The sequence below is a fragment of the Coleofasciculus sp. C1-SOL-03 genome (assembly GCF_040220555.1).
Taxonomy (GTDB): Bacteria; Cyanobacteriota; Cyanobacteriia; order Cyanobacteriales; family Coleofasciculaceae; genus Coleofasciculus.
The window spans coordinates 16,124-35,288 of the sequence record NZ_JAVJUO010000235.1 but is presented as its reverse complement, the minus strand read 5'-3'; the positions used below and the strand labels follow the sequence as shown (position 1 = coordinate 35,288).

At 42.6% G+C, this 19,165-nt stretch carries 15 protein-coding genes and 2 pseudogenes; 5 read left to right on the top strand and 12 right to left on the bottom strand.

Annotated features, from left to right (window positions below):
- Nucleotides 1–13: 13 nt before the first annotated feature.
- From RIE73_RS35785 to RIE73_RS35745, 9 genes and pseudogenes are all read right to left on the bottom strand, one after another.
- A complete protein-coding gene (locus tag RIE73_RS35785) occupies nucleotides 14–1,375 on the bottom strand; it encodes a serine/threonine protein kinase (protein ID WP_446405692.1) in 1,362 nt (453 codons plus the stop codon).
- 237 nt (nucleotides 1,376–1,612) lie between these two features.
- Entirely contained in the window at nucleotides 1,613–2,557 is a 945-nt protein-coding gene (locus RIE73_RS35780; protein WP_446405708.1) for a type IV pilin-like G/H family protein, read from the bottom strand.
- 75 nt (nucleotides 2,558–2,632) lie between these two features.
- Nucleotides 2,633–3,538 (bottom strand): annotated as a pseudogene (locus tag RIE73_RS35775) (serine/threonine protein kinase); the annotation flags it as partial.
- Between the two features lie 43 nt (nucleotides 3,539–3,581).
- On the bottom strand, nucleotides 3,582–5,003 hold the full coding sequence (locus tag RIE73_RS35770; protein ID WP_446405691.1) for a serine/threonine protein kinase: 1,422 nt from the start codon (nucleotides 5,001–5,003) through the stop codon (nucleotides 3,582–3,584).
- A 105-nt stretch (nucleotides 5,004–5,108) separates the two neighbouring features.
- Nucleotides 5,109–6,077, bottom strand: coding sequence for a type IV pilin-like G/H family protein (locus RIE73_RS35765; RefSeq protein WP_446405707.1), 969 nt, complete (start codon nucleotides 6,075–6,077; stop codon nucleotides 5,109–5,111).
- Between the two features lie 168 nt (nucleotides 6,078–6,245).
- A pseudogene (locus RIE73_RS35760) lies at nucleotides 6,246–7,133 on the bottom strand (serine/threonine protein kinase); the annotation flags it as partial.
- A 39-nt stretch (nucleotides 7,134–7,172) separates the two neighbouring features.
- Nucleotides 7,173–8,576: a serine/threonine protein kinase gene (locus RIE73_RS35755; protein WP_446405690.1), complete on the bottom strand. Its 1,404-nt coding sequence runs from the start codon at nucleotides 8,574–8,576 to the stop codon at nucleotides 7,173–7,175.
- A gap of 104 nt (nucleotides 8,577–8,680) precedes the next feature.
- A complete protein-coding gene (locus RIE73_RS35750; protein ID WP_446405689.1) occupies nucleotides 8,681–9,736 on the bottom strand; it encodes a type IV pilin-like G/H family protein in 1,056 nt (351 codons plus the stop codon).
- 155 nt (nucleotides 9,737–9,891) lie between these two features.
- A complete protein-coding gene (locus RIE73_RS35745; protein WP_446405688.1) occupies nucleotides 9,892–10,665 on the bottom strand; it encodes a hypothetical protein in 774 nt (257 codons plus the stop codon).
- 485 nt (nucleotides 10,666–11,150) lie between these two features.
- On the opposite strand from RIE73_RS35745, the gene RIE73_RS35740 reads away from it, so the two are divergent.
- Both RIE73_RS35740 and RIE73_RS35735 read left to right on the top strand, forming a co-directional pair.
- Complete coding sequence (locus tag RIE73_RS35740; protein WP_446405687.1) at nucleotides 11,151–11,618, top strand: hypothetical protein; 468 nt, start codon at nucleotides 11,151–11,153, stop codon at nucleotides 11,616–11,618.
- Nucleotides 11,619–11,783: 165 nt separating this feature from the next.
- Nucleotides 11,784–12,701, top strand: coding sequence for a hypothetical protein (locus RIE73_RS35735; protein ID WP_446405686.1), 918 nt, complete (start codon nucleotides 11,784–11,786; stop codon nucleotides 12,699–12,701).
- A 132-nt stretch (nucleotides 12,702–12,833) separates the two neighbouring features.
- Here RIE73_RS35735 and crtR read toward each other — a convergent pair whose 3' ends face one another.
- On the bottom strand, nucleotides 12,834–13,742 hold the full coding sequence (gene crtR / locus RIE73_RS35730; RefSeq protein WP_446405685.1) for a beta-carotene hydroxylase: 909 nt from the start codon (nucleotides 13,740–13,742) through the stop codon (nucleotides 12,834–12,836).
- A gap of 88 nt (nucleotides 13,743–13,830) precedes the next feature.
- Nucleotides 13,831–13,977 carry a hypothetical protein gene (locus RIE73_RS35725; protein WP_446405684.1) on the bottom strand — a complete coding sequence of 49 codons (147 nt, stop codon included), beginning with the start codon at nucleotides 13,975–13,977 and terminating at the stop codon, nucleotides 13,831–13,833.
- Between the two features lie 101 nt (nucleotides 13,978–14,078).
- Between RIE73_RS35725 and RIE73_RS35720 the strand changes: the two genes are divergently transcribed.
- On the top strand, nucleotides 14,079–14,873 hold the full coding sequence (locus RIE73_RS35720; RefSeq protein ID WP_446405683.1) for a COP23 domain-containing protein: 795 nt from the start codon (nucleotides 14,079–14,081) through the stop codon (nucleotides 14,871–14,873).
- Here the strand turns inward: RIE73_RS35720 and RIE73_RS35715 are convergent.
- On the bottom strand, nucleotides 14,850–15,689 hold the full coding sequence (locus tag RIE73_RS35715; protein WP_446405682.1) for an alpha/beta fold hydrolase: 840 nt from the start codon (nucleotides 15,687–15,689) through the stop codon (nucleotides 14,850–14,852). The genes RIE73_RS35720 and RIE73_RS35715 overlap by 24 nt on opposite strands.
- 1,425 nt (nucleotides 15,690–17,114) lie before the next feature.
- Between RIE73_RS35715 and RIE73_RS35710 the strand changes: the two genes are divergently transcribed.
- Together RIE73_RS35710 and lptC are read left to right on the top strand one after the other, a co-directional pair.
- On the top strand, nucleotides 17,115–17,732 hold the full coding sequence (locus RIE73_RS35710; protein ID WP_446354357.1) for a LabA-like NYN domain-containing protein: 618 nt from the start codon (nucleotides 17,115–17,117) through the stop codon (nucleotides 17,730–17,732).
- Nucleotides 17,733–17,925: 193 nt separating this feature from the next.
- Nucleotides 17,926–19,068 (top strand): LPS export ABC transporter periplasmic protein LptC, encoded by a 1,143-nt coding sequence (gene lptC / locus RIE73_RS35705; RefSeq protein WP_446405681.1) that lies wholly within the window; start codon nucleotides 17,926–17,928, stop codon nucleotides 19,066–19,068.
- Nucleotides 19,069–19,165 lie beyond the last annotated feature (97 nt).

Genomic DNA, 19,165 nt, shown 5'->3' with positions numbered 1-19,165 from the left:
AAGCTCACCAGTTTTATTTAAAATAAAGCCAATTTAATATTTCTTGGAGTAACCAGGTACTTTCCTTTTCTCCTAAAGCGCCGCCCAGATTATAATTATAATTATAATTAGCTGATGGAATTCTAATTTCGTAAATCGAACCACGATTCATCAAAAAAACATTACCAATAGTCATGATATTGATCTGCTGATGACCATATTTAAATAACAAAATTTGCCGTTCTATTTCTAAGCTTTTACGGTTGCGATCAAATAAAACGTGAGTTTTTTGTCCGAGAGTATTTGCCCACAAAGTTCCTATACCGATTAAAGCCATTAATACGATAATTGCGCTGATTAATCCATGAGCATTCATGAATAAATTTATAAGTAAAAAAACAGCTCCCAGATTTAAACAGACAACGATTAAGGCAATAAACAAATTATATTGTCTGATTTTTCTCAACCCAGGAGATGGGATAGTAATTCCTAATTTATCCCTATTGGCTTTAAGCTTAATTAAGCTACCTGAAGGTTTAGGTATATTTCCGCGAACCGGACTTGAGGTATAATTAGACGGTTGAACATGTCCGGATATTAGCGATTTCATAGCTTGTTTGGCGGTGCTAAAGCGCTTTTCTAACACGATTTCAGTCATCTGCTCAATCCAAGTGATAAACTGAGAATCGAGACTGACGCGATCGCGAAAATAAATCCGCCCTTCTTTTTGGGGTAAATCAGCCGGGGCTATACCCGTTAATAGGTGAATTAACGTTGCGCCCAAAGCATATAAATCAGAAGCTGCAACTGCACGTCCCCAAAACTGTTCTAAGGGCGCATAACCACTCGTCCCCACCACAGTAAACGTCACCCCTGTAACAGCCGCTTGCGCTTGTACTGCGCCAAAATCAACCAGATAAACTTGCTTGTCTTCCCCCAAAATAAGATTACTGGGTTTAATATCTCGGTGTAATACAGGCGGACTCAGTTCATGTAAATAAATCAGAATATCTAGAACTTGAGTCGCAATCGCACGAACCTGTTTCTCGCTAAACCGTTTATTTTTATCTAATAATTCTTGCAGCGAATTTCCCGGAATATAATCTTGCACCAGTCCAAACCACGGTAACTGTAACCCCGCTTCCTTATCTAAGGAAAAGTAATCCCGATAGCGGGGAATTCGGGGATGATTCAGGGCTTGTAAAACTTGTGCCTCGCGTTCAAAGAGTTTAAATTCGTCCCACTGCATTTCCGGGCTAAAGGCTAATAGCTTAACCGTCACTTGTTCATTGGACTGTAAATCCGTCGCTAACCAAGTTTGTCGCCCTGCAGCCGTGCGTCCTAATTTTTGTTGCAGTTGGTAACGTTCCTTTAAGCATTGCTCTGGATTGAACACGAGATTCCCTCTGATAAATGTTGACGGTATCTAGCGCGTGTGTAGGGGCTGGTTTTACGGTCATCATTTCTTACTTTAACCTAGGTATGACTAAACTTGCCCTGACTGACAATTATCTCATCTCCATAATTGCCTTTTTTGATACAACTACTCTATCCTGTTTCCTGGGTAAAGTTTCAGGGTATACAGACTTCCGCCGTAACATTTCTACCAGGTGTTGTAAATTGCCGATTAACGTTAATTTTTATAACGCTCAATTGCTGCCATCGCTTGATCTTTACCGCCATAGTAAGATTGGATAATTTGGACAATTTGAACCGCTCGTTTATCGTTTCCTGTAGCGACTAATCGGCGTACAATGGTATCCAAGGCTTTGGCTTTTGGTTCATAGTCTGTAATCGTTTTAGCCACCTGAATCCCTTGCTCATACTCAGCAGACGTGATTAAATAGGGTGCGATCGCTTGGATGGTCTTACTGCGAATCGAGTCATCGGTGATATTGTAAGTCACTCTCAGGGCTTGGGTATACTCACCAGCATCCGTTAACTGGAGTGCGATCGCTTGTATCTTTTCAATGATTGGTAAGGCTTGCTTAGACTTACCCACCGCCATTAACTCCGTTGTAATCACCTCCAATGCTTTTACCTGAATCAAGTCATTTGTAATCGTTTCCGCAGTATCAATGGCTTGATTGTACTCACCAGCTTTCGCGTAATTAGCTGAAACATCTACTAACTTCCAATCTTCCCCGATAAAAACTCCCTGATCATTCCCTCCACCAAGATTTTCTGTACCCGGAGCGCATTGAAGCCTACCCTCTTCTACAATGGGTGCTGGGGGGCGATTAGTACCCTTATCTTTTGTCTCACATAAGATAGCTAATGTTGTCAATTCTCCTGTTGCTTCAACGCTACCCAAAAACACACCGCCCACATAACTCTTTAAATGGGATTCGCGGGAAACGCTATAGTTAATCGCACTCAAAGAAGTGGCATGAGTTGAATAGGTATAGTTTGCGGTTTCAGTGCTAATGCCTAGTCCCAGTTCAGGAATATTATTCGTAAAATTACTTTCCTCTAAAAAATAAGCTTGCTGTGCGCGATTCATTGAGCCAATATATTGTTTCGCTTCGGATTGCTTTGCTTTACTATAATCACCAAAAGCCCAAAAGAAACCAGGCATCAGGAAAATAAAGCCAATCCCGATTAGTCCTAGCCAAGCCAAGCAGCCACAGCCACTGTTGGTACTATATGCAGAGCTTCTTGAGCGTTGGACAGAAATTTGATTGTGGTGAGGAATTAAAGAGGATTGCAGCGCGGAAAAAGCATGACGTGCCGTACTCAACCGTTTTTCCGGTGCAGGTTGAATTAATTGCTCAATCCAGTTAGCAAAATTCGGATTAATCTTGACTTTATCTTGAAACTTAATTCGCATTCGCTGCTGGGGCAATTGAGACGGTGGAATCCCTGTTAATAAATGAACCAAAGTCGCACCCAATGCATATAAATCTGATGCAGGTACAGCTTTTCCCCATAACTGTTCAGGGGGCGCATAACCACTGGTTCCCACTACCGTAAATGTCACCCCTTCAGCTTTAGCTTTGTCTTGCACAGCACCAAAGTCTACCAGATAAATTTGGTTATTTTTCCCTAAAATCAGATTACTGGGTTTAATATCACGATGAAGAACAGGCGGACTCAATTCATGTAAATAGATTAAAATATTGAGCAAGTTGTCAGCAAAACGAAACACCTGATTTTCGTTAAACCGTTTCCCTTGCTCTAATAACTGTTTGAGAGAATGACCGGGAATATACTCTTGCACTAAAGCAAACCAGGGTAATTCGTTTACGTTAGACTTATCACTATTTTCATTAGCGATAGAAGAGTCTTCTAAACCCGCTTCAACATCATCCACTGAAAAATAATCCAGATACTTCGGAATACGAGGATGATTGAGATGCTTAAGAACTTGAGCCTCTCGTTTAAACAGCTTCAATTCATCCCATTGCATTTGGGGATTAAACATCAAAAATTTAACCACAACGGCTGTTGGCGGTGAGGCTTGAGTATCCATCGCTAACCAAGTTTGCCGCCCTGCATTTTGTCCCAACGGTTTTTGTAGCTGATAGCGATCGCGTAAAACTTGTCCCGCATTTAACATAATTAATTCCTTCAACTCTTAACTAATATGGTTTCATTCGTTCCTAACAATCTGCAAGCCAATCTTTAATTTCATAAACCAACCAATTAACTTCAGATGGTTTTAGGTGATGGGCTAAACAGTAATTTCTCTTTTTCGTTTTGAGATAGATTGCCTGCTTTAAAGAATCTGGGCTTACTCGTTGAATCTCTGAAAGCAACAAATGAAAGTTTAATTTATTGCAAACGAAAAAACTGTTTTTATTAAAGCTTACATAATAACCCCGAAATTTAGGCAATATAAAACCTCTAATTTCCCTAGTTATTTCTGAATACTTTTCGGGGATTTGCATGGCAAAATACAGAGAAATAAAAAATATAGATAAACTTAAAATTATCGATAAAAATGGAACCTCCTCTCCAGCAATTAATATAAAGAAATTGACTATTGCAGACAACCCAGACAAGACTGTAGACATAAATATACAAATGAACAGTAAATACAAACTAAAAAATAAAATCAATTTAAACGAAAAAATCAAAATACTTACACAAAAAAATACTTTTCTACCCGGAAATTTGATCACAAGCTGATGTGGAGATTTTTTGAGTTTAATTCGTGTTGAAAAAGGCGGACATACAGTTTCTAACGGATAACGAATCGAGCGCCCTGTTTCCAATGCATCCAGGGCTTGACTCGCACAACTCAAGCGCAAATCTAGGTCAGGTTCCGTCAAGGCTTCAATCCAACTGATTAACTGAGAGTTAATACTCACCTGCTCCCGAAATTGTATGCGTAAATTTCGTTGCGGCAAATCAGCCGGAGAAACACCCGTTAAGAGATGAATTAACGTCGCGCCCAAAGCATAGAGATCCGAAGCCGGAACCGCTTGTCCCCAGAACTGTTCTAAGGGTGCATATCCACTCGTTCCCACCACGGTAAACGTCATCCCTTCTACCGCCGCACTATCTTGCACTGCACCAAAATCAACTAAATAAATCTGCTTATCTTCTCCTAAAATCAGATTACTCGGCTTAATATCTCGGTGCAATACCGGAGAATTTAACCCATGTAAATAGATGAGAATATCCAGCACTTGTTTGGCAATTGAACGAACCTGTGACTCGGTAAACCGCTTTCCTTGATTTAGTAACTGCTGTAAGGATTTTCCGGGAATATAATCCTGCACTAAACCAAACCAACATAACCCCGCCCCATTTTTTTGATCCAAGGAAAAATAATCCCGATACTGAGGAATTCGGGGATGATTCAGTTGTTTTAGCATCGCCGCTTCCCGTTCAAATAACTTAAACTCATCCCACTCCATCTGAGGGCTAAACGCCAGTAACTTAACTGTCACCTGTTCGCAAGACTGTAAATCTTGAGCTAACCAGGTTTGACGCCCTGCATTATTCCCTAATGGCTGTTGCAATTGGTAACTTTCCTTTAAGCATTGCTTGGGATGAAACAAAAAATTATCTCTCATAATACCCTTTCTCTGTAATCATGCAACGAATAAATTCTCTGGGTTGTCGCCACCAAAATAGTCCTTATTAAGATGTATCAGATTCATGATGTTTATGCCTCACCGTCAATTTTTATAACGCTCAAGTGCTGCCATGGCTTGATCTTTACCACCATAGTAAGATTGGATAGTTTGAGCTATCTGAACCGCTCGTTCATGGTTCCCGGTTGCGACTAATCGGCGTACAATGGCATCCAAGGCTTTGGCTTTTTGTTCATAGTCTGTGAGCGTTTTAGCCACCTGAATGGCTTGTTCATACTCAGCAGACGTGGTTAAATAGCGTGCGATCGCTTGGATGGTCTTACTGCGAATTGACTCATCTGTGATACTAAGAATTACTCGCAAGGCTTGTTTATTCTCAACAGACGTGGTTAAGTAGGATGCGATCGCTTGGATAGTCTTACTCCGAATCGAGTCATGGGGGATACTGTAAGTCACGTTTAGGGCTTGGGTATACTTACCAGCATCAGTTAAGTTGAGTGCGATCGCTTGTATCTTTTCAATAATTGGTAAAGCTTGCTTAGACTTACCCGCCACCATTAACTCCGTTGTAATCATCCCCAAAGCCTTTACCTTAATCAAGTCATTTGTAATCGTTTCCGCAGTATCAATGGCTTGATTGTACTTACCCGCTTTCGCGTAATTAGCTGAAACATCTACTAACTTCCAATCTTCCCCCAGAAAAATTCCCCGCTCATTTTCTTCATAAAGACTTTCTGTACCCGGAGCGCATTGAAGCCTACCCTCTTCTACAATTGGTGCTGGCGGGCGATTAGTACCCTTATCTTTTGTCTCACATAAGATAGCTAATGTTGTCATTTCTCCTGTTGCTTCAACGCTACCCAAAAACACACCGCCCACATAACTCTTTAAATCGGATTCGCGTGAAACGCCATAGTTAATCGCACTCAAAAAAGTTGCATAACTTGAATAGGTATAGTAATCTGTTTCAGTGCTAATGCCTAGCCCCAGTTCAGGAATATTATCGGTAAAATGACCTTTTTCTAAAAAATAAGCTTGCTGGGCGCGATTCATTGAGCCAATATACTGTTTTGCTTCGGATTGCTTGGCTTTATCAGCGCTACCAAGAAATGAAGGAAGTAATAGGAGAATAAAGCCAATTCCCATTAGTCCTAGCAAAGCCAAGCAGCCACAACCGTAGCCATTATCACTATCATCTAAATAGCGTCTTGAGCCTTGGGCAGAAATTTGATTGTGTTGAGGAATCAAAGAAGATTGCAGTGCAGAAAAAGCCTGACGTGCCGTACTCAACCGTCTTTCCGGTGCCGGTTGAATTAACTGCTCAATCCAGTTAGCAAAATTCGGATTAATCTTGACTTTATCTTGAAACTTAATCCGCATTCGCTGCTGAGGTAATTGAGATGGCGGAATCCCTGTTAATAAATGAACCAAAGTCGCACCCAATGCATATAAATCTGATGCAGGTACAGCTTTTCCCCATAACTGTTCGGGGGGTGCATAACCACTGGTTCCGACTACCGTAAATGTCACCCCTTCGGCTTTGGCTTTGTCTTGCACAGCACCAAAGTCTACCAGATAAATTTGGTTATTTTTCCCCAAAATCAGATTACTGGGTTTAATATCTCGATGGAGAACAGGCGGACTCAATTCGTGTAAATCAAGTAAAATCTTGAGTAAATCTTCGGCAAAATAACGCACCTGATTTTCGTTAAACCTTTTCCCTTGCTCTAATAACTGCTTGAGAGAGTTACCAGGAATATATTCTTGCACTAAAGCAAACCACGGTAATCCGTTTACTTTATACTTATCACTATTTTCCTTATCGATAGAAGATGCTTCTAAACCCGCTTCAACATCATCTACTGAGAAATAATCCAGATACTTCGGAATGCGAGGATGGTTGAGATTCTTTAGAACTTGAGCCTCTCGTTTAAACAGCTTCAACTCATCCCATTGCATCTGGGGATTAAACGCCAACAATTTAACCACAACGGCTGTTGGTGGTGAGGCTTGAGTATCCATCGCTAACCAAGTTTGCCGCCCTGCATTGTGTCCTAACGGTTTTTCTAGCTGATAGCGATCGCATAAAACTTGTCCTGCGCTTAACATGAGTTACTCCTTGAAATTCTAATTTATTAATTACATCCGTTATTTACAATTTGCCAGCCAATCTGTGATTTCACCAACTAACCAGTTTGATTCAGATGGTTTTAGTCGATTGACTAAACAGGAGTTTCCTGTTTTTGTCTTAAGATAGATAGCATTACCCGAATGATTACTAACTACTCCTCGAATCTCCGAAAGGCGTAAATAACGATCAAATCTCTGACAAATAAATTTTTCTGCATCAAATACTATAGAGTATCCCCAAAAAACAAATTTAAAATTGCTAATGTCTCTATACATTGCCTTTAAATGAGATACTCCTTTTTGTAGTAATCTTCCAGCTAAAATTATCCAAATTATATTTATTATTAATACAAATAAATTCATCAAATTTACCAAAGCCCCCAAAATACTAAATATTAGAACCAAACCTATAATTGGTAAAAGTAGAGTCAAACCAACAAAAGGAATTAGCTTTAACATAAACAAGCAAGTTTCTAGGGGAAATAATAGTCGGCTTTTAGGCAAATTAATAATAAGCTTATTCTGGCTTTTTTTAAGTCTAATTCGTGTTGAAAAAGGCGGATGCACAGTTTCCAATTGATAATGCATAGAACGAATCGATCGCCCTGTTTCTAATGCATCAACGGCTTGACTTGCACAACTCAAGCGCAAATCTAGGTCAGGTTCCGTCAAGGCTTCAATCCAACTGATCAACTGAGAATTAATACTCACCTGCTCCCGAAATTGTATCCGTAAATTTCGTTGCGGCAAATCAGCCGGAGAAACACCTGTTAATAGATGAATTAACGTCGCGCCCAAAGCATAGAGATCAGAAGCCGGAACTGCTTGTCCCCAGAACTGTTCTAAGGGTGCATATCCACTCGTTCCCACCACGGTAAACGTCATCCCTTCTACCGCCGCACTATCTTGCACTGCACCAAAATCAACTAAATAAATCTGCTTATTCTCTCCTAAAATCAGATTACTTGGCTTAATATCTCGGTGTAATACCGGAGAATTTAACCCATGTAAATAGATGAGAATCTCCAGCACTTGTTTAGCAATCGAACGAACCTGTGACTCCGTAAACCGCTTTCCTTCATTCAGTAACTGCTGTAAAGATTTGCCTGGGATATAATCCTGCACCAAGCCAAACCAACATAACCCCGCCCCAATTTTTTGATCCAAGGAAAAATAATCCCGATATTGAGGAATTCGAGGATGATTCAGTTGCTTCAGCACCGCTGCTTCCCGTTCAAACAACTTAAACTCATCCCACTCCATCTGGGGATTAAACGCCAGTAACTTTACCGTCACCTGTTCACCAGACTGTAAATCTTGAGCTAACCAGGTTTGACGCCCTGCATTATTCCCTAATGGCTGTTGCAATTGGTAACTTTCCTTTAAGCTTTGCTTGGGATTAAACAAAAGATTAGTTTTCATAAGGATTGACCGCCTCTATTGCTGTAACTGTTCAACGGAATCAAATATCTGAATCAACAAAAATAGTCCGGATAAGTTTGATAATGTTCATGACTTTTTAGGCATTATTGTAAATCTTTGTAACTTTCAATTGCCGCCATCGCTTTATCTCTACTGCCATAGTAATAGTGGATAGTTTTAGTAATCTGAACCGCTTGTTTATCGTTTCCTGTCGCGACTAATCGGCGTACAATGGCATCCAAGGCTTTAGCTTTTTGTTCATAGTCTGTAATCGTTTTAGCCACCTGAATCCCTTGTTCATACTCAGCAGACGTGGTTAAATAAGGTGCGATCGCTTGGATGGTCTTACTCTTAATCGACTCATCGGTGATATGACGAGTTACTTTCAAGGCTTGCTCAGACTCACCAGCATCAGTTAAGTTGAGTGCGATCGCTTGAATAGTATTACTCTTAATCGAGTCATTGGAGATATTACGAGTCACTCTCAAGGCTTGCTCAGACTCACCAGCCGCAACTAATTCTGTTGCAATAATCTGCAATGCTTTTGCCTTAAAACCTTCTTCGGTGATCGTTTCCACAGTATCAAGGGCTTGATTATACTTACCAGCTTTCGCGTAATTAGCTGAAATATATACTAACTTCCCATCTTCTCCGAAAAAAACCTCTTGATCCCCTCCACTAAGACTTTCTGTACCCGGAGCGCATTGAAGCCTACCATCTTCTACAATTGGTGCTGGAGGGCGATTAGTACCCTTATCTTTTGTCTCACACAGAATCGCAAATGTTGTTAATTCTCCTGTTTCTTCAGCGTCACCCAAAAATACACCGCCCACATAACTCTTTAAATCGGATTGGCGGGAAACGCCATAATTAATCGAACTCAAAAGAGTTGCATGAATTGAATAGGTATAGTTTTTGGTTTCAGTGCTAATGCCTAGTCCCAGTTCACCAATATTATTCGTAAAATTACTTTTCTCTAAAAAATAATTTTGCTGGGCGCGATTCATTGCACCAGTATATTGTTTTGCTTCGGATTGTTTTGCTTTACTAGGGTTAACCATAATTAATGGCTTAACTAATAGGAACATAAAGCCAATTCCGATGATTCCTAGCAAAGCTAACCAGCCACAACTATAGCCACTGTTTTTATCAACAAGCATTTAACTCTCTCTCCTCCAAAGTAAACGGTACAAAACCACCTAACTTAAAGCCAAAAATTAATCATTGCCCCTTTCACCTCTCTCTCCCTCTGCGAAACTCTGCGCTAACCTCTGCGTCCTCTGCGTTTCAAAAAAAACCTTAAACCAACGCCCACCTACCCTTGAAGCTGCATCAAATAATAAGCCATGGGAATAATTCCAAAGGAACCCACATTCATCGACATAACTGTCATTGCGAAATTAGGATGCTTCTGCTTTAATAAACCTGCGATCGCAAACCCTTTCGTCACAAAACCAAATATAAAAGCAATCAGCAGTAACCCTGCTGTTACACTGTAAAGAAACGCTAGGTTTACGGAACTATCCATGGCGCTAATCAGAACTAACGTAGCAAAACCCAAAGCCATGAAGAAAAGATAAACACAAAACCTAAACATCCCTTGACTGATATTCTTCAAATATCCCCGACGCTGACAGAATGAAAGACACATCACCGCCGATAAAATTGAGCCAATGAGAGCCAGAGGAAGGCTTACACTTAAGACAACCCAACTAACCAAACTAGCTAACAGATAAAACCCATTCGCCAACCCTGCTATTACAAAAGCTTTTCGGTAAGGAATCAATTCTCGCTTGCACAAGATAAAGGATTCAATTAAAACCGTAGCCAATAGGGGTAATCCATACCCGTACATCAATGACATAGCCGGAAGCGTAATTAGACTAGAGCCAAATAACCATCCTCTATTCAATCCACCGCAAGCCATAGCGGGTAATGTCAGCATTAGCAGTAAACCGACTGTACCTCCTGTCACCTTAAGCCAAGATAGTCTCGGCGGCTGCGGCTTTACGGGGACACCCCTATAAGGAACCAAGGGAGCAGGCGTCAGAGGGAGCAGAGTCAAATCCAGGCTTGGCTTTTGTGTCATCGGTATTCTCCAGCAACTCGTGTTATCTCCCATCTAATCAGTCCCCTCTTTGAGATCCCATCGGAGTTATTCGAGAACTCATCGACTTCTCATTGACTTGGTTGTGATGGGGTTACTGGACTATATCTCTCCAGCTTCAGGGGCTTATGCAATGCGTGTCCCATTTTTTTTAGCAGCTTTTGCCTTTCATAACCGTTTTAACTGGAATGGCACTTACTTAAAGCTGGGTTTGTAGTAGGCACGAAGCGTGCCAGAAGCGCTAAAGCGCTGACTACAAACTCTAAAGTCAGAATTACAAGGTCGCTTTCTGGTTAACTTTCACCCATTCGGGTATCAGTTTCACCCATTTGGGTGTATTTTTTAAGTTTAAAAAATTATATTTTTAATCTAAATAATTAATCAAAATTGTATCAATCTGTAAAAACAAACCAATGTTTATTGGTTGGCACAATAAAATAGAATTAACAAGATACATAGGTGTCATCATGCAAGTTAGAAACGAGAACTATTCAAAGTTGCCTCGTTTCCTCCATCGCTATTTTCCGCTTCAGAGGATAGGGGCAAAACGATTAGCAGGCTCAACGTTAGCCCAAGTCCTCACGCTAGCCATTGCGGTTGGATTAACTAATCTGGGAACAACTTTAGCTCAAGTTCCGGGAAATAGTACGATAAACTCGCCAACACCACAGTCTTTCCCCTCTCCTAGATTGCCAAGGCGTGAGCTAAACGTAGAACCTGTGCGACCTGCACCAATTCCTTCTCTTTATGAACATCCTGATTTCTTTGAGGAAGGACACGAAGAATTCGAGGAACAAATTGACAAGCTCAGACAGAGGAATACGCCAGATTCCTCCGAAGACGAGGTACTCACAATTGAAGAGTCAGCGTACTGGGAAAATCAAGACCATGGAGAGAGTTGGTTGACGAACAAATCCAACTCTGAGCTAAATTAACTGTTTGTAGTCAGCGCTTAAGCGCTTCTGCCATTAAAGTGGCTACTACGAACTCAGGTATAGAGGTGTGTTAATTTGTCGCCAGATATAAGCCCATTGATAGAAGGTAAACCCTTCTATTTTTTTTAGAATGAACGTAAACCGAATAAAAACGGAGGTTAAATTATGACTACTCAACGTAACAAGTATTCAAAATTACCGCGTTTACCCGATCGCACTCCTCAATCTCAAGCGTCAGAGTCTAAACTAGGCGTAGGTTCTACCATTATCAAACTAGGGACTCTAGCCATCGCCGTAGTCCTAACGAATCTGGGTTTAACCCATTCAGCGTTTGCTCAAACTCAAATTCCCAGGAATCCTAATTTGCAAACGCCGCAACCCTTACCATCAGATCAGAATCCGAATATAGACCTTCCTGACGCCGAACCGCCTCAACCCTTACCCCCGCATGGGATCTATGAGCATCCCGACTTCTTTGAGGAAGGGGAAGAAAAGCTAGAACGACGCATTGACAGGCTAAGAGAAAGACGCGATGAAGATGAATCTGAAGAGGATGTACTCACGATTGAAGAGCAAGCCTACTGGCAAAATCGAGACCATCCAGATAGTTTGCTGACGTTGCGTGATCCAGAAACAGGATGGACGAGAGTGGTTTCCCCCCAGGGAGAATTTGCGGTTTCTCTACCCAAAAAGCCGACAGATGTCACAGCCGTTCCCGCCAACCAAGCGACTAATCTTGACCTAGAAGCGTATCGCGTGAATCAAGCCTCAAAAAGATTCGTTATCGCTTATTCTGAAGAAACCACGTTAGCTGAACCAGAAGCCAAGTTACGCCAAGTCCGCGACCAAATTTTAGCCGAAACTGACGCTCAATTACAGCGCGATCGCCCGATTTCTCTAGAGGGTTATCCCGGTCGATCCTTTCAACTGAGAACCCCCAATCAACTGATGACTTACAGGTTGTATTGGGCGGACGATCGCCTATATGTTTTGAGAGCCAGTCAACAGCAGCCAGAGAAGACGCATTATCAAGCGGCTCAGTTTTTCAATTCCTTTGAGCCAATTACTCAATGGGATAATTAGAGTCTGCTGAATAAGTCTTGTGGTGGGGAGAGGCAATAGGGAATAGGCAATAGGCAATAGTTTTTGTACTCAAAATCTACTCTAGGTAAAGGTTTCAAGGATTAAGATGGCAAAACTTGTGAGCAATGCGGGTCATAGGGATTTGGTATCATGGGTTTGCTCAGATCCTTTAGGGTGAAAACGAATTCCCAGGAAAATATCATAGACGAAACTTAAAAAATCTTTGCCTTGTAGCAGTCCCAATGACTGATGACAGCCCTTTTCTTCTAATAAAGGCTGAGTGGCTCGATAGGCTCCTTGATATTTATACCAGGGAATAGAGGGCCACAGATGATGAATCAAATGGTAATTCTGACCCATAATCATAATATTCAGGATGGGGCTAGGATAAACCCTGGCATTTTTCCAGCGATCGCGTTCTTTGAAGGGACGATGGGGTAAATAGTCAAAAAACAAGCCCAACGCCAATCCCACAACCAAGGCTGGGGTAAACCAAAAGTTCATGATATAGCCCAAAAAGCCATAGTGACACGCCAGGTAAATCACCCCCGCCACAAACGCTCGGCTCAAGAACCATTCCAGCAGTTCATACTTACGCCACAAGCGACGCTTAAAGAAAAAGATCTCATGGTAAAAAAAGCGTGCCGCAATTAACCACAGAGGACCCCCCGTTGAGACAAAATGATCAGGATCGTTTTCTGGATCATTCACATTGGCATGATGCTGCATGTGTACCCGGGTAAACACGGGGAACGCAAACCCCAACATCAACGCACTCCCATGACCCATCAGCGCATTCGCGATCGGATTTTTGTGGGCGACATTGTGAGAGGCATCATGGATTACTGTACCCGCCATATGCAATGCTAGGACATTAATCCCAAAGCACAAGGGTGCAGGTAACTCCCACAGCCAGTAACCGCAGGTCGAGAAGACGATCAGAGCCATCGCTACTATGAACATTAGTAACGTTAGATTAAAATCTTCGGGGGCACCCAAGAATTCTCTGGGTACGGTCAGTGGCTTGATTGCCTCCGACATCGTTGTTTGTACTCCTTATTAACTATCCTTTGGTAGTATAAGATGTCTGAACAGAATTATAAAGTTTTGTTGACATCAGGTGATTTAATCAAAATTGACCGACTGATAAGCTTAACACGTTTTGGCGGCTTCGCTCAGGAAATGAGGGAGATGAGGGAGATGGGGTAGCCAATGACCAATGACCAATGACCAATGACCAATGACCAATGACCAATGACCAATGACCAATAACCAATGACCAATGACCAATAACTGTGAAATATTCAGGGAACCTCTGATCGTACTGCTATGGTCTTAACCTCATAAGTAGTCGATTATCCACAACGTATCCAGACCATGAAACCTTCTTCCCGATTCCCTGTTCCCTCTACCCAGATGACCCGTAATAGGTTAACCAATACGGTGTCTTTGGGGTTAAGAACCACGGGTTGGTCAGCGAGTTTAGCTATTGTCCTCGCTAGTACCAATGGTTTAGCCGTCAATCCTGTCAACCAAAACCTCCCCGTTCAAAATCAGCTTCAGCGCGATGCTACCGTTGCTCAGAATAACACTGATGACCCTCGATTCACCTGCCAATTCTTTGAGGGGGAGTATACGGTGATGTATCATCCCGAAAGTCAACCTGAACAAGCTTATGCTTGGGCGACTCCGAGTCTGATGGGTGGGGGTTGGACTCCAGAACGCCGCTGTAATGAAATTAGCCGTCGGTTGGAGTTTTATCGACCGGATGGGTTATTGGAAATGCGGACAGCGACGGAAAATAATTACAACATTATTTGTGTCACGACTCAGAAGAACCCAGACTGCCAAATTGTCCTGACTGTACCGCCTGGTCAAGATCCTCAACTTACTCGCGATCGCGTGTTTGAAAATTTGACGGTTGCTGATAGTGGTCAATCGACGGATGCTGTGACCACTTTTATTGAAGATGATAACCGTTCAGATGTGCTGAATCAGGTGTTAAATGAAGGATTGTCAGTCTTGGGAATGGGTCAACCGTCTAGACCGAGTTCTGAAGCCATTAATTTGCGACCTTTTCTTGATCCGGCTGATGGGGGAACAGGAACTCAATTGCGTCAGCAGACACCTGTACACTCAACTCCCCGCCTAAACCCCGATAATTTCCGATAAATCAGATTCAAGTTCGGGTTGAGGAACAGTGAGATCTAAAAAATTTTGTTGGTTTAAAATCTCGAATAGGTTGACATCGGTTTCCAGTAAACAGGCATGACCTGACTTCGGCAATACCGACATCGTCGCGTTTGGCAGATAGTTGACTAGGGATTTGGCTTCTGAGACTGAAGACCACAAGCGATCCAAAGCGCTGGCGAGGATCAGGGTGGGTTGGGTCAATTGTTCGAGTTGTTCTGGAGAAACTTGAAAATTCCTCAGCATGGATACTCGCCAATGCATGGTTTTTGCGGGTAAAGATCGCATCGCCTCTAAGAGGGCGCGGCGATTTCTGGGAGTCATCCGATTGAGGGATGATAGGACGGGCAATAATGTCAGAGTTGATAGGTGATAAATATTCTCCGGTAATACGCCCAACCATTGTGATCCCCACAGTAACCAAGAGGGTTGACTCACTGATGTGGCAGGGTTACATAAAATGATTCGGTGTAACAGATGGGGGGCGGTGAGGGCGACCTTTAGCGCTAAACAGCCACCAAAGGACTCGCCACACAGATAAACGCTTTGGCTGCGTCGTTGGCTGAGTTCTGTGGCAATTAAGCTAGCAACCTGATTGGCTAAGTCTTGCCAGTGACTCAAATAGTGGGGAGGAATGACCAAACACCGAACATCAAACGCGGCGGCTAAACTGGGCATCTGCGATCGCAATAGCTGACCCGTTCCATCCATCCCCGGTAAATAGACGAACAAGGGATAATCCGGATTTGGCGATCGCGGTGTCAGAAAATAAGGATCACTTTTTAGCTCTGGCATCATTGACCTTAGGCAGCTTTCGATTATACTAGACGATTTCCCCCCTAGGGGCTTTCTCGGCTAAAGCTGAGATCTGTATCGATTAGCCCTGACACAATCCTCAGGGATAGTTATTTAATCTTTCTTTACAATAAGCGGTAATATGGCTGACTGGCAAATATGCTGAAGGTGGGGATGATGATCCTGGTGGGGAAGGTGGGAATAATCAGGGAGATGAGGCAGCCTGTAGGGACGCGATGCAAGAAGCGTCTGGCAGCCGGGGCAGCTTATCTGAGCAGTATTAGTCCCAATCCTCAGTCACGAATCGCTAATTCAACAACAGGAGTTGACAAAATCGCTATTATATGAAAAGACGGCAAATTACCAGGACTTACCTCTCCTGCTGCCTTTGCCTCATCTCAGTTCCGTTCACCTGTCACTCAACCTAGAGATGAGCTTGAGCTATCCTAAATTTAACGAAATAATTACATATATTGAGAAATAACTTCTTTTTTTTAGTTAGTTCAAGCATTTTTAAACAAAATTTAGTAAACTTTGTTAATATCTTGTAGTATTTAATACTTTTTTTGGGCAAAATGCTAAGTAAAGCCAAGTGGATATACCATAACCACCAAGTAAGGGAGGGCGTTTTTGTAAACAATCGATGACTTCTAACCGGACTCAAAGAAACCCATTCACCGTTAAAAGCAACGTAGCCCACAAACTCAGGGACTTCCTGTGCCGAAGCTTAGGTAAGAGGAGTCCCGATTACCAAGAGGCTAGGGTAGCGCGGCAGAAATAACTAATCAGTTAACAAGCTCCTTAAAAGCAGCTACCATAAGGCTTATAGCCTTCTGCCCTCTGCCTTCGGACTTCTGCCTTCTTGTACTAGGGTAGAGAGTATCCACAAATACAGGAGGACAGATCATGGTCTAGAATCTATCGAACAACGGTTAAGCGATCGCATAGCTAATACGGAGACTGTCCTCGCCTTGAGGCAAGTCGGCAAAACCATCATTTGGGGAATTAATTCCCTTAACTCATTTAACCAATTCCTTGTCAAACAAGCATTTGGGAGTTCGTCCAAGATACGGAAACACTACCCTAACTGTGTAGGTCTTGTACAGTATCGGGGAATCAGTTAGACTAACAGCTTGTCTACTCGTGCTGACTATTCCCAGTAAACATCGATATCTACCAAAAACCTGGCTATCCCATTGACTTTAACCAAAAAACTCTCATTTAATATCGTGCAACATCAGTCATTCCTCGGCATTGGGGAACGTTAGCGAATGATCGCGACAGGACATCCCCACTTGTTTTTGGGCGATGGAAGCCTAATAGTGTTCCGTCGTTTTCAGCCAAAATCACACTAACGGCTGACTAAACGAGAAGATGGTTGGGAAGGAGGCATCTATTTCTTGCATAAAAAACTGAGGCATAAAAATCATGTTGAATAATTTTAGTACCGATCCCATTTTTACACCTGAACAAGTCTTAGAAAATCGCGGTCGAGTTGCCATATTCATTGATGGCTCGAATCTGTTTTATGCAGCTTTGCAATTAGGCATTGAAATCGATTACACCAAACTGTTGGTTCGTTTAACGGCTGGTTCACGATTGCTGCGATCCTTCTTTTACACCGGGGTCGATCGCACCAATGAAAAGCAGCAAGGGTTTTTGCTGTGGATGCGCCGTAATGGATACCGGGTGATTGCTAAGGATTTAGTGCAGTTACCTGATGGATCGAAAAAGGCGAATCTAGATGTGGAAATTGCTGTCGATATGATGGCATTAGTGGGGTCTTATGATACCGCGATTCTCGTCAGTGGCGATGGTGATCTGGCGTATGCTGTAGATGCCGTTAGTTATCGAGGAGTGCGGGTTGAGGTGGTTAGTTTACGTTCGATGACTAGCGATAGTCTGATTAATGTCGCGGATCGGTATATTGATCTGGATCAGATTCAAGAAAGCATCCGCAAATCTCCCCGACAAAACTATACCTACCGTCCTTTGTCTGGTATTGGCATGATGGATGATCCCGGAGATCCTTCCATGGGTCATTAAGCTGTTCGTCATGGAAACGTTATTGTCAATAATGGCAATGGCGAAATTCTGGTAATGCGAGCATCTTGCTCGCTACGAATACCCGAATTTGAAGCCATGACAGCTTACTCATAAGTTATGAGTCATTAGTCCTGGCTGTTTTACGGTTAAGGACTAATGGTTAACCATCCAAATTTCAAATAAGCTGGCTCCAATGATTTTGAGTTGGAAACAATGTTTAGCGATGAGCCTCTGTCTATTGGCATTGGCTCCGCTTTTTGGCTGTCAGACTGAAAGCCAAACGGCCAAGAAAATTCAACAAGATACAGAATCTACCGATATTGAAGGCTCTCTTGTCTTCAACAATGTCACCTTAGAGCAAGCCGATGAACAAGGGCGTCCTTTGTGGCGGGTAAAAGCGAACCAAGCGACCTATACTAAAGACAAAAAAATCGCTAAAGTTGAACAGCCAACGGGTGATTTATTTCAAGATGGAAAGGTCATTTTAAAAGTGTCAGCCAAGAGTGGGGAAGTTCGGGAAGATGGGAAACAAATCTTTCTGCGAGGCGACATTACGGCGACAGATACCCGCAATGGTGCGGTTTTCAAGGGTGAGGAGTTGGAATGGTTACCTGAGAACGAGTTGTTAGTGGTACGCCGAAATTTAGAGGGACGCCATCCTGAACAAATTGAGGTCACGGCGAATGAAGGGCAGTATTTGACCCGCCAAGAGCAAATGGAACTGAAAGGGTCGGTTCAAGCAATCTCAAAAGATCCCAATGTGCAACTGAAAACAGAGCAGTTACTTTGGCAAATTAAAGGACAAAAGTTAATGGGGGATCAACGGACTCAAATGGAACGGTACAAGGATAAAACCGTGACTGATCGCGTTGTCGCCAACCAGACAGACTATAACCTAAAAACCAAAGTCGCGATCTTGAAAAACGATGTTCAGCTTACGTCTATTGATCCCCCAGTTTTAATCTCTAGCAATGAAGCAATCTGGGATGTCAAGGCGGAAACAGTCCGCTCAAATCAGCCTGTTAAAATTGTCCATCAGGATGAGAATGTGGTGATTACGGCGAATCAGGGTCAGGTGGATTTAGAGAGCGAAGTCGCCAATTTAAAGGGGGGTGTGCAAGGGGTAGGAAGCCGCAATCAAGCCGAACTCTATGCCAATCAGGTTAGGTGGGACATCCCCACTCAGAAGATGCAGGCGTCAGGGAATGTAATTTATAAACAAGTTGATCCCCCTTTTAATGTAACCGGAGCCACCGCCGTGGGTAAATTACAGGATCAGAGCATGATCGTCAGGAGTGGATCGAGCGATCGCGTCGTTACCGAAATTGTCCCCTAGAGATGGGGGAGATGGGGGAGATGGGGGAGATGAGGAAGTTCACTCAATGTTCCCTGTTCCCTATTCCCTGTTCCCTGTTCCCTGTTCCCTGTTCCCT